Source organism: Bacteroidota bacterium (assembly GCA_035506275.1).
Classification (GTDB): Bacteria; Bacteroidota; Ignavibacteria; order UBA10030; family UBA8401; genus JAGVPT01.
The window spans coordinates 36,286-51,387 of sequence record DATJPT010000004.1 but is presented as its reverse complement, the minus strand read 5'-3'; the positions used below and the strand labels follow the sequence as shown (position 1 = coordinate 51,387).

Below are 15,102 nucleotides of genomic sequence, written 5' to 3'. Positions count from 1 at the left end.
ATTTATTTTTTGGGCGATTGCTCCGGATTCACAAGTTCTTTATGAACCACCACCGGATATTTCTTGAGCAGCGACTCGTACCATTCATTTTCCAGGCGTTTCGATTCGGAATCTTGGTAAGCGCTCGCGAGCTCTGACCCTGCCTCGCTGAACGTCTTCTCCCCCGCCGGGACCTTCTCCAGGACCTTCACGATCGAGAAGCCGTTCTCGTACGGGAAGAACTCCGACATTTCGCCGACGTTCATGGTCCAGGCTTTTTGCGAAAGAGCGTTCGTCGTTACCGCCGTCAATCCCCAGACACCGTTCTTTTGTTTGGTCGCCTGCCGTGCGTTGAAGTTCGCGGCAACGGAGTCGAAGGGGAGCTTTTCCTTCTTCAGCAGGAAGGAGACAACCTTTGAAACGCTGTCCGTGGGAACAAAAATCTCCTGGAAGCTCACTCTGTCCGGCCATGTGAACATGGAGCGATTGTTGTTGAAAAATACGTGCAGGGCCGAATCGCCGAGTGTGATCTTGTTCCACACTTCGTTCTGCTCCGCCTTAAAAAGAACGCTTCCTTCCTCGTACTCTTTGATCGTTTTTTCGAATTCCGGATATTCCGGTTCCAGGCTCTCGGCCTTGTACGCAATGAGGAGGTCGCTCGATATCTTGTCGATGATTCGCGTGGTGGTGGCATGAACGCCAAGCGAGAGTCCCTGCAGCGTCTTGTCTTCTTTGACAAGATGGATGACCGAATCGACGGTTATTTTCTGCCCCGCAAAAGTGAACCAGACCTTTCCCCTGGCAGATGCGCTGAACGAGCTGTCCCACGTGTCGCTCATTGTGGTCTTCGTTGAATCGAGCGACGACGTCCAAGCATCATTCCCTGCGACCAGTTCGGCAAAATTATATTCTTTCTTCAGCTTCTCGACATACGCATTATACTCAGGCTGGAAGAAACGCTGCTGAAACGTATTTCTGAGGTCCTTCTCGCTGTTTTCGAACGACGGAACCGGCTTCACCTCCGTGACATAGATCAGGTGGAGGCCGAACTGGGATTTCACGATGGGAGATACTTCTCCCGGCTTCAGTTTGAACGCCGCATCGTCAAATTCCTTGACCGTCCTTCCCCGATCAATGAACCCGATATCGCCGCCGCGGTCTTTCGCCCTGTCCTCTGAAAAAGCCCGGGCCAGGTCGGCAAACTTCCCGCCATGCTTCAACGAATCGACGACAGTTTCCATATCCTTCATTGCTTTTGCGGAGTCCTGCGGCGTCGATTTCGGCGTCAGCCGCTTAAAAATATGGCTGACATGAACCGAGCCCGGGTTGGGCTGCCGGTCCGTGACCTTGATGATATGGTAGCCGAATTGCGTGCGGATAGGATATGGGATGACCGTGCCGGCCGGCGCGTTAAAAATTGCATCTTCAAATTCCGGCACCATCCGTCCGGCCACCGTAAAGTTCAGGTCTCCTTTATTGATCGCAACGGCCGGATCCTGGGAGTTGTTCAGCGCGAGCGTCTCGAACGGAACCCCGGCCTTCAACGAGTCGATGATTTTCATCGCCTTCTCGTAGAGTTTGAGCGTGTCCGCCGGGGTCGCCTTCGGCGCCATCTGCAGAAGAATGTGGCTGGAGCGTACTTCATAGAGCCGGCGGTCATACATGCGGCGGATCGCGGGCTGTGTGATCTTGTTCTCGATCAACATTGTCACCGCCAAATTTTTCTTGTAATCCTGAAGCTCGCTCTGTACGTCCGGAGAATTTTGGTACCCTTTGGCGTATGCGTCCTTGACTTTGAGTTTGAATTTCACATACAGATCCAGGAATTTCTCCCGGTCGTCGGCGGTCGCTTTTTGGCTGCTGTCCTTTCCGCCGTTGCTTTTTGCAAACATCGTGTTGAATTCATCAAGCATGATATTGTCCCCGCCGACCGTGGCAACGACAACGTTCTGCTGTGAGGCGCATCCTCCTAAAATCGCTGCAAGCGCGAATCCCGCTGCAAATAAATACGGCTGAAAACGATAACGCATTGGTAGAGACTCCTCTAATGACGAGCATTGGTGAAAAAATTCGGTGGTAACCTTAGAAAATAGCGATAAATCCTCTTACAATCAATGGATTTATCAGACTGGATCCCGCAAGTTTGGATGGAAATCGGGTTTCTTGCGGAGGTCTAGCCTCCTTTCAGGAGGCCGACGAGCTGTTTCACAAAGAAGGCCGTCGCTCCCCATACCGGCTCTTCCCAAACATCATACGAAAAGACTTCCACCTTCACACCATCCCGTTCCCGGAATTCCGAGCGCCGGAGCGATTCATCAAAAAATTTTTCGAGGGGGATCAAAATAACTTGCGCCACTTCGTCCCTGTTAATGTGAAGAGGGGGAAGATATTCTACGGCGCCGACGATCGGCGTTACGACGAACCTGCTCGGCGTTTGCAGGTCATCCACCGTTCCGATGATCTTGACCGCCGACGGAGGCAAACCTATTTCCTCGAACGATTCGCGCAATGCGGTATCGGACGCGGATGTGTCTGCCGGGTCGGCGGCTCCGCCTGGAAAAGAGATCTGCCCTTTATGGTGCTCGACTGCGTCGCTCCGCTTGGTAAAGAGGAGATCGAGGCCGTTGTCTCTTTGCACGATCGGCATCAGCACCGCCGATCTGGTAAACGGACTCTTTTCGATCGCCCGGCGGCGGTAGCCCGCCAGCTTCTCTTGAATAAATGCAATGGTAAGGGGGGAACGCTGGTTCATCGCACAATCATGATTTGGCATTTCTCGGTGGTGGCTTAAAGATACAACATATGATCCATATCACCAAACGCGGCACCGTGCTCGGGTATTTTTACCAAGCCTTAAACCAATGAGGCTTATCGTTGTCGTACTGTCAATCCCGAGCAGCCGGTTGTCCGGCTTGATCACGCGAAAGTTCAGAAGTGAAAATCAAATTATCATTCATTAAATGAGGATCGGAAAGATGGGGCTCCGTGATCTTGTGAAAAACAAATTCTCCGCCGTCGTTATTTTTGGTATGGTCGCCCTGGCGGCAGCGCTTGTCTCCGGCTGCAAGAAGAATGACAACGGCCCGCTGGGAACCGGTTCAACGGCTGCACCTTCGGCAGACGTTTCGGACGCGGCAGACGCCGTCTCCGACGCCCTCGCGAGCAACAACGGCGGCGCTATGGACCAGGTCAACGACGTTTTTGAAATTGCCGACGAAGTGGCGGTCGGCGGAGGCGTGTTAGGAAAAACTGACGCCGATACGACGATCAACGGAGCAGTGTACAATTCGACCACGATGTCGTGGGAGAAAACGGTCGTCAAAGGCGATTCTCTGTTGTATCCTGCGTACTACGGTTACTGGACGCGTATCTACTGGCTCCAATTCCGAGCGAACGGCGCACCGCAGGAATTCAGGAAAACGAACAACGTTGCCGCCGATACGATCCATCATCAGACCCTTGGCGGCAGCGGCCACTTCTGGACGCCGCGTCTTGTTCATCACCTTGCGGGTATCAGCAGCGATTGGATCGCCTCCGGGACCAACACCGATACCGTGACAATTAACGGCACCTACACATGGTCTGGTATCGACACCATTAAGACGACCGGCCGTGCCGGGAGAGTCCTGAACCGCACGATCGCGCTGACATTCAGCAACGTGAAAGGTCCCCGCGGACCTCGCGTTGCCCGTTCGGCTGAAACAAGCGGTACCATTGATGTCGTCTATACTGCGACCGTTCTTGTCCCGGGCAAGGCGCCGTACCAGGTCAACGAATCGTTTTCTATCGAGCTCGGCGGAGGCAATGCGACATTTTCCATCGAAGGAACAAAATTCGTTTCCGACCTGGCAACAGGAGTGCATTGATTTCCTCAACAACTGCCGCTGAAAAACAGAAGGACGAAGCGTGCTTCGTCCTTTTTATTTTCGCAGCTCTTTTCTTCTATTGACCATCGTTGTTGATGCCTGGTCGGTGGGCGTAAGAACGACTTGCTGGATGTTGACATGGGGCGGGCGCGTGGCGCAATAGAGGACGGCATCGGCAACGTCGTCCGGGGTAAGCGGGGTCATCCCCTCGTACGTTTTGCCTGCCCGCGAACTGTCGCCGTGAAAGCGAACGACGCTGAATTCCGTTTCGACCAATCCCGGGTCGACTGTGCTGACGCGAACGCCGGCTCCGTGAAAATCCATGCGCATGGTGTTCGTCAGCGCATTCACCGCCGCTTTCGTCGCGCAGTAAACATTTCCGTTCGGATAAAATTCAAAGCCCGCGATCGAGCCGATGTTGATGATATGCCCCTCCCTCCGTTCGATCATTCCCTTGGCGAGAGCGCGGGTGACATAGAGCAGCCCTTTGATGTTCGTGTCGATCATCTTCTCCCAGTCCTCGACATCCCCGTCCTGAATGGCCGACAATCCGCTGGCGAGTCCGGCGTTGTTGACGAGCACCGAGATATTTTTCCATTGCTCCGGCAGAGCGTTCAGCGCCGATTCAACCTCTCCTCTATTTCTCACGTCAAGCTGGAATGGGCGGATCTCAACTGAATATTTTTTTTGGAGTTTTTCGGCTATTGCGTCAAGCCGGTCCTTTCGGCGGGCGGCAAGGAGCAGCTTCGCCCCTTCATGTGCGAAACGATCCGCGCACGAACTTCCGATGCCGCTGCTGGCGCCGGTAATAAAAACGATCTTACTTTTCAAGGAGTACATTGTCGTTGTCAATTAAGGGTTATGGGTCAACAGCTACCATTTCATTCTTTCCCTGAGGGACGTGATATGCGCGACATGATGACGTCCGTGCCATGCATACAGTTGAAGGAGCCAATCGATGGTGCGGACGCCGTTTTCCGGATGGCGGAACGTGCGCGAAAAATCGGCAGGCTTCAGCGAACGAAGAAGCATCACCCACCGCTGATGAAGCGCTTCGAGCATGGTCAGCGACACTGTGATGGGGGCGGTCCGCGCATCGACAAGCTCGGCCCACAGGTCCTCTTCGTACGGTTTGATCGTCGGTTCGTTTTCCGTGAGCGCCAGCCGCAGCCGGATGTATGAGTTCATGTGGCTGTCGGGCATGTGGTGGACAACCTGGCGGACGGTCCAGCCGCCGTCGCGGTACGGCGTATCTAATTGCTGCTCGGACAACCCTTTCACCGCCGCGGCCAACGCCGCCGGCGTGTCGGCAATGCGCTGAATGAATTCCTTCCGCATGCTGTCGTCGGGGTGCTCTATCGCTTGCAGCTTTCCGATCGGATAACGCGGGTCTGGCATAGTGCTCCTTTACGAATGAGATAATGGAAGCCTGGTTTATCCCTGGGGGGTTCCCGACAGGTCCACCATGTTGGTGTCGGAATCCTTCAGATACGGCTTCAGCTGCGGGTTGTCGAGGCTTGACAGTTTCTTGACGATCTCCGCAATTCTGTTTCCATTTTCCGTTACGGTTCTCAGCTCTTTACGGATGCCGGCGATCGTATCGTTGTCGTCCTTCTTCTGAAGCACCTGCAGGACCAGCATCATGATGCCGAGCGGATTGTTGATCTCGTGGCCGAGCGTCAGCGCAAGTTCCGTAATCGCCTTTTGATGCTGGAGTTCGACGATCTCTTTTTGAAGAGCGTTGATGCGCAATCCCGCCTTTACGCGGGTAAGCAGCTCCCGGTCGTTGAAGGGTTTGGTGACGAAATCGTCCGCGCCGGTCTCGATGCCTTCGATTTTATCGTCCTGCGTATCGCGCGCCGTGAGGATGATGAAATAGGTAAAGCGCAGTTTATCATCCTGCTTGGCAAGCTTGCAGAATTCCAGGCCGTCCATTTTCGGCATCATCCAGTCGGAGATGATCAGGTCCGGAGCTTCCCTTTTTGCCAGCTCGAGGCCGCTCTCACCGTCGTCGGCGACAAAAACGGTGTAGCCCTGCGATGAAAATTTTTTCTGAAGGATCAGCCGGATGTACCGGTCGTCGTCAACGATGAGGATCTTTTCGGCCATAGTCGTTTTCGCTCCCTACACCGCAAACGGAAGTTTCGGCTCGACGAAAATGACTTTTTCTCTTTCGAGAATTACCGTCCCGGCCGGCGCCCCTTTCGGTTTCCGGACGAATTTCTTTTCCGCCATGGCAACCGGAACCGAGGAGGCATTTTTCATTTTGCTGTAGTATGCCGCGATCGACGCCGCCTGATGGATAGCCGTTTTAGACGGCTCGCCGTGCGCGCTGTGCACCTTTAACACGACATGAGAACCGCTGGAGCCGCGGCAATGGAACCAGAGGTCGTCGGGCTTTGCATACTTCGTCGTCAGCATATCGTTGTTCTCGCTGCTTTTTCCCGCAAGCACCTGAAACCCCCCTTCGACCGTGAAAATGCGAAACGGGGGAAGGTTCTCTTTTTCTTTTGCTGTCGCATAGCCAAGCCGTTGAAGATACGTTTTGTACGTCTGATGAAATTCCTTCAGCGATTCGCCCGAGGAAATCTCCGACACCTCGGCAATCAACATCCGCAGGCTTGACAAGCGTCCCTCAAGACTTTTCGACCGGGTGAGAGATTCCAGATGCGCTTCTTTTGCTTTCTTCGCTTTCTCAAAATACCGTTCGGCATTTCCTGCGGGACTTAACGACGGGTCCAGCGGAACGGAAATTTTTGAGGAAGACGAGTCGAATGATACCGTATCCTCCAGCGCCGCAGTTTTCATCCCTTTGCGGAGCTCGTGCAGATGTGCCGTGATCAGCTTCCCGAACAATTCGTACTCTTTTCTCCGGTCCTGTTCCGCAAGATCGATGGTGATTTTTGCCTGCGTTTGCGCCGCTTTTTTCTCTTCCTTTTCGAGCCAGGAGGAGATCTCCTCCTTCTCTTTGATGAACGCCGATGAGGCCCTCACCGTGCCTACAAACCGCTGAATGGCCGCCGTGACGGTCGGAAACGATTCATATTCGTGCTCTTCATAGCTCCGCAAGGGGATCAGCGAAAAGCAGACCGGAGCTTCATGTTCGTAATAGATTCGCGCCTGTCCGCTTGCCGTTGGTGCGGCGGCATCTTCAATGATCCTGGATGATTCACTAAACACTTTTTTCAGTTCACGGTCTGTGACCAGAGACAAGGATGCGGAGGGGGCAACGTTCGCCCTGAACAGGATTTCTTTTGCCAGCGTCGAACCGAGTACCGGCACCCCTCTTTTCAAGGATTGGAAAATGCTCTCTCCGTTCGCCGTGCGGAGAGCTTCGACAAAGGTATTCTCGTCTTTCATGAACCGCTGATATTCCGGCGTTCCATGCGCTTCCCGGCGGTTGATCCGGTTCCCCGCCAGCTCTTTTTTTTTCAAGAACGCATCGATGACGATTTCGGATGCGGCGGATGATGCCTTCTCTTCCTTCAACAAAAGGACGTTGGCACGGGAGCCGAACATCTCGCACATCAAGCTCAGGCCTCCTTCAAGAACGATGAAAATAATTCTATCGTCATGATCGCATGCGACGTCGAGTATTTTTTTTCCCGACGCATCCGGAAATAGATCGATCGAGTTTTTTCGCGCTCGGAAATTTCCTTCACGAGCAGAGAGATAATTTTCGGACGGCACGCATGAGACGATGATCGTCGTGACCGTCGGTACGTCAACGGCAATGCACAGTTGTTGTTTGTGCTGTGAGTAAATTTCGGAGATGCGGCGGCCGACACTTTGCTGGTGGATCAACCGAGATACATTGAGAAGGGTAAAGTAATTACTGAGCATTTCCGGTTATCCACATGTTGTGCAAAAATATATCAAAAAACGCTGCAAAAGCAAAATTGTGCTGAATAACTTGTGGATAAGTACGTGCTTAATCTGTCGAGAACTTTTCCTTGCCTGCCAGAGCGATTTTTCGTACTTTGAGTGTGAAACCACAAATTTATCGCCCGGACGCAGATGATCCAAAGTATGACAGGATACGGCAGGGGGGAGTGTTCTCTCAATGGCGTATCCGCGCTGGTAGAACTGAGAAGCGTCAACAGCCGTTTTTTTGAATTGAATGCTCGTCTCCCCCGTTCGCTTTCGCTGCGGGAAAGCGAGATCAAGGAGGTCGTCCGGGCAAAAGTGGTGCGTGGAAAAATTTCGCTCACAGCAACGCTTCAGAACGATGCGAACGGCAAGTTCCCGCTCACCGTCAATGTCGCCGCGGCGAGATCGTACTATAAACTGCTGAGCCAGCTTCGCAAATCGCTCAAGCTCAAAGAAAAAGTCGGCCTCGACCACATCCTGAAATTCTCGGAGATCTTTGAAGGAGGGGTCGATGAAGAGGCGGCGAGCTTCGAATGGGAAGCATTCCAGGACGCGCTGCAGCGCGCCCTCAAAGAGCTCCAAACGATGCGGGTCAACGAGGGGGAAGAAATCTCCAAAGACATGATCGCCCGCGTCGGGCAGATCCAGCAGCGGCTGGAGAGCATTGAAGCAAGTTCCAGGGAAAGGATACCCGAGGAGCGTACGCGCCTGCACGAACGCATTGCGCAATTGCTGGGAGACAAAAATATTGTCGATTCCCAGCGCCTTGAGCTTGAAATAGCGCTCCTGGCAGACAAGCTCGATGTGACGGAGGAATGCGTCCGCTTCCGTTCGCACAATAAATTTTTTCTCGACGCCCTCCGAAACGACGAGGCGGCCGGCCGCAAGCTTAATTTTTTGATCCAGGAAATGAACCGGGAAGCCAACACGATCGGATCAAAATCGAACGACACCGGCATCGCGCATCATATCGTCGCGATCAAGGAAGAGCTGGAAAAGATCCGGGAGCAGCTGCAGAATATCGAATAATGTTCGCCTGCCGCATCATTGTTGAATGAAAAATCCGAAACTTTTTGTCGTCTCGGCCCCGAGCGGCGGCGGCAAGACAACGATCGTCAAAGCGATTCTGGAGCACCATCCCGAGTTCGAGTTCTCGGTCTCGGCAACGACAAGGCCGAAGCGCGCAAACGAGGAGCACGGCAAAGACTATTTCTTCCTTCGCAAGGAAGAATTTGAACGATTGATCCAGAAGGGCGCGCTTGTCGAACACGAGCAGATCTACGGCAATTACTACGGCACGCTGAAGAGCGAGGTCGACCGTGCGCTCACAAACGGCCGTTGCATGGTTTTCGATGTGGATGTCAAAGGAGGGCTGTCGATAAAAAGATTATACGGCCCGGAGTCGGCGCTGATCTTTATCGAGCCGCCGAGCATCGCCGTCCTCGAACAGCGGCTGCGGGACAGAAAGACCGAAGACGAACGAGCGTTCCAAAAGCGGATGGCCCGCGTCGCAACGGAGCTGGAGATCGGCAAACAATTTGACTACAGGGTCGTCAACGACGAACTCCCGAGGGCGATCGGCGAGGTCGAAGAAATTATTCTAAAGCAACTTACACAATCACCATAAGAGGATTTCATGGCAATCAAACCGCTGGAAATACACACGCTTGAGTCGAAAGCGGCGAACGTCTACGAGGCGATCGTCGTCCTCTCGAAGCGTGCGCGCCAGATCAACGAAGAGACGAAGCTCGAGTTCAATCAACGCATTGAAACGATCGCCGCTATCCCGACGACGACCAACGGCGACGAAGAAGAGATGGATGCAAATCCGGACCAGCTGAAAATCAGCCTCGAGTTCGAGAAACGTGCGAAACCGACGGAGCAGGCGATCGGCGAGTTGTTGTCGGACAAGCTGGAGTTCAGGTATAAAGAGGAAGAGGAAAAGAAAGAACCGGCAGCCTAAGCAGGCGCAGGACCCCGTGCTCAAAAATAAAAAAATACTGCTCGGCGTGACGGGGGGGATTTCGGCGTACAAGATGTGCACCGTTGTCCGCCTCATGAAAAGAGCCGGCGCCGGCGTCCGTGTGCTGATGACGCGGTCGGCAACGCAGTTCGTCGCTCCGCTGACCTTTTCAACACTGTCGCAGGAAGAGGTGATCACCTCGTTATGGCCGGAAAGCACCGGCGCGTCAACGCATGCCGGCGTCGAGCACATCAACCTCGGCCTGTGGGCCGATGCGATGCTCATCGCCCCGGCGACGGCAAACATCGTCGCTAAAATCGCCCACGGCATCGCCGACGATGTCGTCTCGTCGACCGTGCTCGCTCTCCGCTCGCCGCTGCTCATTGCACCGGCAATGGACGTCGACATGTACCTCAACGAGGCAACACAGAAAAATTTAACGACGCTTCGCGAGCGGGGACATCATATTCTGAACCCGGTTGAAGGAGAGCTGGCAAGCGGACTCGTCGGGCCCGGACGATTGCCGGAGCCCGAGGCGATCATGGCGTTTGTCGAGTCGGTCATCGAGAAAACTCCGCTCGACCTTAAAAAGAAAAGAATCCTCGTCACCGCGGGGCCGACCCATGAACCGATCGACCCGGTTCGCTTCATCGGCAACCGGTCCTCCGGCAAAATGGGGTTCGCGATCGCCAACGCGGCTGCGCAGCGGGGAGCCGAGGTCACGCTTATCAGCGGACCGGTATCGCTCGGCACGCCGAAAAATGTTTCCCGCATTGACGTAGAAACTGCTTCACAAATGCTCGAGGCGGTCACGAAACTTGCAAAAAAATCGGACGCGGTCATCATGTCCGCCGCCGTTGCAGATTATGCTCCAAAAAATCCGGCCGCGAACAAAATCAAAAAGAGCGATGCTGCGGGGGGCTTGACGCTTGAACTGCGGCAAAACGCCGATATTCTTCAAACACTGGGGGCAAAAAAGAACGGCGCGGTGCTGGTCGGGTTCGCGCTGGAAACAGAGAATGAGGTCAAAAACGCCACGGAAAAACTCCGAAAGAAAAACCTCGACCTCATCGTTCTCAACAGCACGCGGGACGAGGGTTCGGCGTTCGGTGCGGATACAAATGTCGTCACCATCATCGGCAAAGACGGCAGGACGCAGAAGCTTCCCAAGATGGCGAAGTTTGATGTTGCGGTTGAAATTCTCAACCGGGTAGCAGCATTGTTCTAACGAATTTTTCAAAAAAGGGGGATGCTTCTGTTGGTAAGCGTCCCTTTCAATCGAATCCTGTCATGTCCGATCTTCATCCCTCATCTCCCCGGCAAGGGGATGAGCCTGTAGCTCAAGAAATTTCCCGGCTTATTTCCGGCATTCGAAACTTCCTTATGCAAGAGCAGGACCTCTTCGGAAATACCATATATCCGTCGGCTGAGCAGGGAGCTCACTCCAAGGAGGGGAAGGAGAGGTCGCTCGGCGGTTATCCTGCCGAACCATGGGCGAACGCATCGTCGCTGAACGATTTGAACTCGATGATCTGCGAATGCCAAAAATGCCCTCTCGGCGCCACACGGACCAAGTTCGTCTTTGGCGTCGGCAATCCAAACGCAGAACTTGTTTTGATCGGCGAGGCGCCGGGAGCCGATGAAGACGCAAAGGGAGAACCGTTTGTCGGGCGCGCAGGCCAGCTGCTGAACAAGATCCTCGAAGCGGTCCACTTCAAGCGCGAGGACGTCTACATCTGCAATATCCTCAAGTGCCGTCCGCCGAACAACCGCGATCCGCTGCCGGAAGAGGTCCGCGAATGCGAACCGTATCTCTGGAAACAGCTCGAGATCATTAAGCCGAAGATCATCCTGTGCCTGGGACGCATCTCCGCGCAGGTGCTGCTGAAGACGACCGATTCGCTGACCTCGCTCCGGGCGAACGTGCACGACTACCGTGGTATTCCGTTGATGGTAACGTACCATCCGGCCGCATTGCTCCGCAATCCCAACTGGAAGCGACCGACGTGGGAAGACGTGCAGCGGTTGCGAAAAATGTATGATGAACTGAAAAAATAATCAGGCGTTGTAGACTTTTGATTTACGAGATGAAGTTTTGCAAGCGCTCCGTAGAGTTTTTTGATTTTATCTTTTCATTGTTCCCTTTTCATTCTTAATCTTTTCCATGGCTGAAATTCTCCGACATACTCCTTCTCCGACCGAGACCACTTCGGAAGGAAGGGTTCCGCCCCAAGCGATGGATATCGAGATGGCGGTATTGGGAGCGATGCTTCTGGAGAAAGAGGCGATCTCGAAGACGGTCGAAATACTCGACGAGACGGCATTCTACAAGCCGGTCCATCAAAGCATCTTCAAGGCGATGATCGCGCTTTTCGAGAAGAATGAGGCGGTTGACTCGATTACGATCGTCGAAGAATTGCGCCGCCGCGGACAACTCGATGAGATCGGCGGCCCCGTTTACATTTCCGAGCTTACCATGCGGGTCACCTCCGCCGCGAACGTCGAGTATCACGCAAAAATTGTCCTTGAAAAGGCCCTCCTTCGCAACCTCATTTCAGCGAGCTCCGAGGTCACCAGCCGCGCGTTCAACGAAACGGAGGACGCGCTCGATCTGCTCGACGAAGCCGAGCAGAAGATCTTTCAGATCTCCGAAAAGAGGATGAAGAAAAGTTTTCTCTCCATGCGGGACGCGGTCTACAATACCATGGAGATGCTGGAAAGCATCCACGGGAAGCACAGCGGCGTCACAGGGGCGCCGTCGGGGTTTTCTTTGCTCGACAATCTTACCGGAGGGTTCCAGCCGTCCGACCTCGTTATCGTCGCAGGCAGGCCCAGCATGGGGAAGACGGCGTTCGTTCTTTCCGTCGCGCGTAATGCGGCCATCGACCACAACATCCCGGTCGGCTTCTTCAGCCTCGAAATGTCTTCCCAGCAGCTCGTGCTCCGGTTGATCTGCGCCGAGGCGCGGGTCGATGCTCACAGCGTGCGGACCGGAAGACTGCCCGACGACCAGTGGCGAAAACTCAGCACGCAGATCGGCAAGCTTCACGCGGCGAAAATCTTTATCGACGACACGCCTGCGCTCGGAATTCTTGAGCTTCGCGCAAAAGCGCGCCGGCTGAAAGTCGAACACAACATCGGCATGGTCATCGTCGATTATCTTCAGCTGATGCAGGGACCGAAATCCGCCCAGAGCCGCGAGCAGGAAATATCCATGATCTCCCGCTCGCTCAAGGCGCTCGCAAAAGAGCTTAACATCCCCGTTCTTGCGCTTTCGCAGCTGAACCGCGCCGTGGAAGCCCGGAGCGATAAGCGTCCCGTCCTCGCCGACCTCCGTGAATCGGGGGCCATCGAACAGGACGCCGACGTCGTGCTTTTCGTGCATCGGCCGGAAATGTACGGCATCAAGCTCGAGGGGGACAAATCCGTCGAAAACATTGCGGACATTCTCATCGGAAAGCAGCGCAACGGCCCGACCGGCGATGTTCAGCTCTCGTTCATCAAACAATACGCCCGTTTTGAAAATCTGGCGCTGACGACGTTCGATGACTATGCACCGGCTCCGTCCGGCGACACTCCGTTTTAACCCGCCTCCCCGAATTTTGTGAACCGCCGCGAATTCATAAGCCGCACAGCCCTTTCAGCTCTTCTTCCCCTTCTTCCGTCAAATTCCGGCAAGGCGGACGCCCCCTCGCTCTTGTCGATGTTCGAAGAGACCGACGAATCCATCTGTAAATCAAAATTCGACCTTGCGCTCTCCGAAGAACTCGTGGAAAAGCCGATCAATGAAGTGATCGTGGCGATCGGAAGGTCGTTCATCGGGACGGACTATGCTGCGCATTCGCTCGAAGAGGAAGGGGCAGAACATCTCGTCATCAATATGCGCGTCCTTGACTGTGTTTCTTTCTACGAAAATTCCCTGGCCCTCGCCCGCTGCATCAAGCTGAAAAAATTTTCCTTCGAGGACTATAAGGCTCAGCTTCAGTTCATCAGGTACCGCGGCGGCATCATCAACGGATACCCGAGCCGGCTTCACTATACCGTCGACTATTGGTTCGATAACGAAAAGAAAGGCGTTCTAAAGGTTGTGACGGAGGAATTGGCAGACAAAAAAAGCCTACGCCCGATTCCGACACCGGTCAATTTTATGACCTCTCACCGAAAACTGTATCGACAGCTTTCGAACGACTCCTTTTTTAAGGAGATGGTGCGTCTCGAAGAAGAGATCGGAAAACGTGAAGCGTTTTACATTCCCAAGGAATATGTACGGATAAGTGAGGAGAGGATTAAAACCGGGTCGTTGATAGGCATGACAACGACAACGCCGGGGCTCGACATTTCACACACTGGGATTGCGGTGAGGATGGAGAACGGGGAGCTTCATCTTATGCACGCCCCCGATGTCGGATTTCAGGTTCAGATCACGGAATCGCCCCTCCATGAGTACCTGAACCATCATCCGAAACAGACTGGAATCATCGTCGCCGAAGCCTTGGAACCCCGGTAGACGTTCGAGCTATTTTCCGGTCAATCTTTTAAGCGTCGCGATATTTTCCACGTCTTCGTGAAGGTCTTTCGATTTCGGCGTTTCGAGGATCTTGGGGATATGCTGAAACCGCTCATCGTTCATCAAAAAAGAAAAGCCCGCCAGCCCGATCTTCCCTTTGCCGATGTGCTCATGTCTGTCGCCGTGAGATCCGAATTCTTTCTTTGAATCATTGCAATGGAAGGCGGCCAGCCGCTTCAAACCGACGGTCTCGTCGAACTCTTTCATCGTTTTTGCATACCCATGTTCCGTACGGATATCATACCCGGCGGCAAAAATATGGCACGTATCGATGCATGCCGCCATTCGTTGCGGCTCATCGACACCGTTGATGATCTTTTCAAGATGCTCAAACTTATACCCGACTGCCGTCCCCTGTCCGGCGCTTGTCTCGACGACGCTTAACACCCTGAAGCCTTTTGTTTTTTCGTGTGCAATGTTAAGACTTTCGATGATCCTTTTGAGCCCGTCTTCTTCCCCCGCACCGCCATGAGCCCCAGGGTGAAAATTCAAAAGCTGGATACCAAGCTGCTCGCACCGTGTCAATTCGTCGACAAAGGCCGCGCGCGACCTCGCGAGAGTGTCGCTGTTGACGGCGCAGAGGTTGATGAGGTATGAATCATGCGCCACGACCGGCGCGATGGTTGCTTCCGCAATTTTCCTTTTGTAGTTTTCCACCTCGACGTCCGTCAGCGGTTTTGCGTTCCACTGGTTGTTGTTCTTTGTGAACACCTGGAGCGCGGTGCATCCGATCGACGTCGCCCGGTCAACGGCAGTATGCACTCCGCCGCTGATCGACATATGAGCGCCAAGAAGAATCTGCGGTTGCGTAGAATTCACTCTAGAAACGTGTTGATTGGTACGATGAGTTTCCCTGT

General features: G+C 54.0%; 15 protein-coding genes. 8 read left to right on the top strand and 7 right to left on the bottom strand.

Translation table 11 applies throughout. The annotated features are described in order from the left end of the window. Window positions 1-2: 2 nt before the first annotated feature. Together VMF88_02625 and VMF88_02620 are read right to left on the bottom strand one after the other, a co-directional pair. Complete coding sequence (locus tag VMF88_02625; protein ID HTY09945.1) at window positions 3-2,009, bottom strand: peptidylprolyl isomerase; 2,007 nt, start codon at window positions 2,007-2,009, stop codon at window positions 3-5. A 143-nt stretch (window positions 2,010-2,152) separates the two neighbouring features. Continuing rightward, complete coding sequence (locus tag VMF88_02620; GenBank protein ID HTY09944.1) at window positions 2,153-2,731, bottom strand: CoA pyrophosphatase; 579 nt, start codon at window positions 2,729-2,731, stop codon at window positions 2,153-2,155. Between the two features lie 241 nt (window positions 2,732-2,972). Between VMF88_02620 and VMF88_02615 the strand changes: the two genes are divergently transcribed. Beyond that, entirely contained in the window at window positions 2,973-3,845 is an 873-nt protein-coding gene (locus VMF88_02615; GenBank protein ID HTY09943.1) for a hypothetical protein, read from the top strand. Window positions 3,846-3,899: 54 nt separating this feature from the next. Here the strand turns inward: VMF88_02615 and VMF88_02610 are convergent, their stop codons facing one another. The 4 genes from VMF88_02610 to VMF88_02595 are packed head-to-tail and all read right to left on the bottom strand — an operon-like array spanning window position 3,900 to window position 7,688. Further along, window positions 3,900-4,685 carry an SDR family oxidoreductase gene (locus tag VMF88_02610; GenBank protein HTY09942.1) on the bottom strand — a complete coding sequence of 262 codons (786 nt, stop codon included), beginning with the start codon at window positions 4,683-4,685 and terminating at the stop codon, window positions 3,900-3,902. Between the two features lie 33 nt (window positions 4,686-4,718). After that, window positions 4,719-5,243, bottom strand: coding sequence for a bacillithiol transferase BstA (gene bstA, locus VMF88_02605; protein ID HTY09941.1), 525 nt, complete (start codon window positions 5,241-5,243; stop codon window positions 4,719-4,721). Between the two features lie 36 nt (window positions 5,244-5,279). Further along, window positions 5,280-5,954 carry a response regulator gene (locus tag VMF88_02600; GenBank protein HTY09940.1) on the bottom strand — a complete coding sequence of 225 codons (675 nt, stop codon included), beginning with the start codon at window positions 5,952-5,954 and terminating at the stop codon, window positions 5,280-5,282. Between the two features lie 15 nt (window positions 5,955-5,969). Then, window positions 5,970-7,688, bottom strand: a complete 1,719-nt coding sequence (locus VMF88_02595; protein HTY09939.1) for an NFACT RNA binding domain-containing protein — start codon at window positions 7,686-7,688, stop codon at window positions 5,970-5,972. A 174-nt stretch (window positions 7,689-7,862) separates the two neighbouring features. Here VMF88_02595 and VMF88_02590 point away from each other — a divergent pair, with 174 nt between their 5' ends. The 7 genes from VMF88_02590 (at window position 7,863) to VMF88_02560 (ending at window position 14,185) form a co-directional block, all read left to right on the top strand. Then, window positions 7,863-8,744 carry a YicC/YloC family endoribonuclease gene (locus tag VMF88_02590; GenBank protein ID HTY09938.1) on the top strand — a complete coding sequence of 294 codons (882 nt, stop codon included), beginning with the start codon at window positions 7,863-7,865 and terminating at the stop codon, window positions 8,742-8,744. Between the two features lie 25 nt (window positions 8,745-8,769). Continuing rightward, window positions 8,770-9,342, top strand: coding sequence for a guanylate kinase (gene gmk / locus VMF88_02585; GenBank protein HTY09937.1), 573 nt, complete (start codon window positions 8,770-8,772; stop codon window positions 9,340-9,342). Between the two features lie 9 nt (window positions 9,343-9,351). Further along, complete coding sequence (locus tag VMF88_02580) at window positions 9,352-9,678, top strand: DNA-directed RNA polymerase subunit omega (GenBank protein ID HTY09936.1); 327 nt, start codon at window positions 9,352-9,354, stop codon at window positions 9,676-9,678. A 16-nt stretch (window positions 9,679-9,694) separates the two neighbouring features. Further along, window positions 9,695-10,906 carry a bifunctional phosphopantothenoylcysteine decarboxylase/phosphopantothenate--cysteine ligase CoaBC gene (gene coaBC, locus VMF88_02575; GenBank protein HTY09935.1) on the top strand — a complete coding sequence of 404 codons (1,212 nt, stop codon included), beginning with the start codon at window positions 9,695-9,697 and terminating at the stop codon, window positions 10,904-10,906. A gap of 62 nt (window positions 10,907-10,968) precedes the next feature. Continuing rightward, entirely contained in the window at window positions 10,969-11,736 is a 768-nt protein-coding gene (locus VMF88_02570; GenBank protein HTY09934.1) for a uracil-DNA glycosylase, read from the top strand. Between the two features lie 106 nt (window positions 11,737-11,842). Next, a complete protein-coding gene (gene dnaB / locus VMF88_02565) occupies window positions 11,843-13,264 on the top strand; it encodes a replicative DNA helicase (GenBank protein ID HTY09933.1) in 1,422 nt (473 codons plus the stop codon). Between the two features lie 18 nt (window positions 13,265-13,282). After that, complete coding sequence (locus VMF88_02560) at window positions 13,283-14,185, top strand: N-acetylmuramoyl-L-alanine amidase-like domain-containing protein (GenBank protein HTY09932.1); 903 nt, start codon at window positions 13,283-13,285, stop codon at window positions 14,183-14,185. 9 nt (window positions 14,186-14,194) lie between these two features. On the opposite strand, the gene nfo is transcribed toward VMF88_02560, so the two are convergent. Then, on the bottom strand, window positions 14,195-15,064 hold the full coding sequence (nfo, locus tag VMF88_02555; GenBank protein HTY09931.1) for a deoxyribonuclease IV: 870 nt from the start codon (window positions 15,062-15,064) through the stop codon (window positions 14,195-14,197). Window positions 15,065-15,102 lie beyond the last annotated feature (38 nt).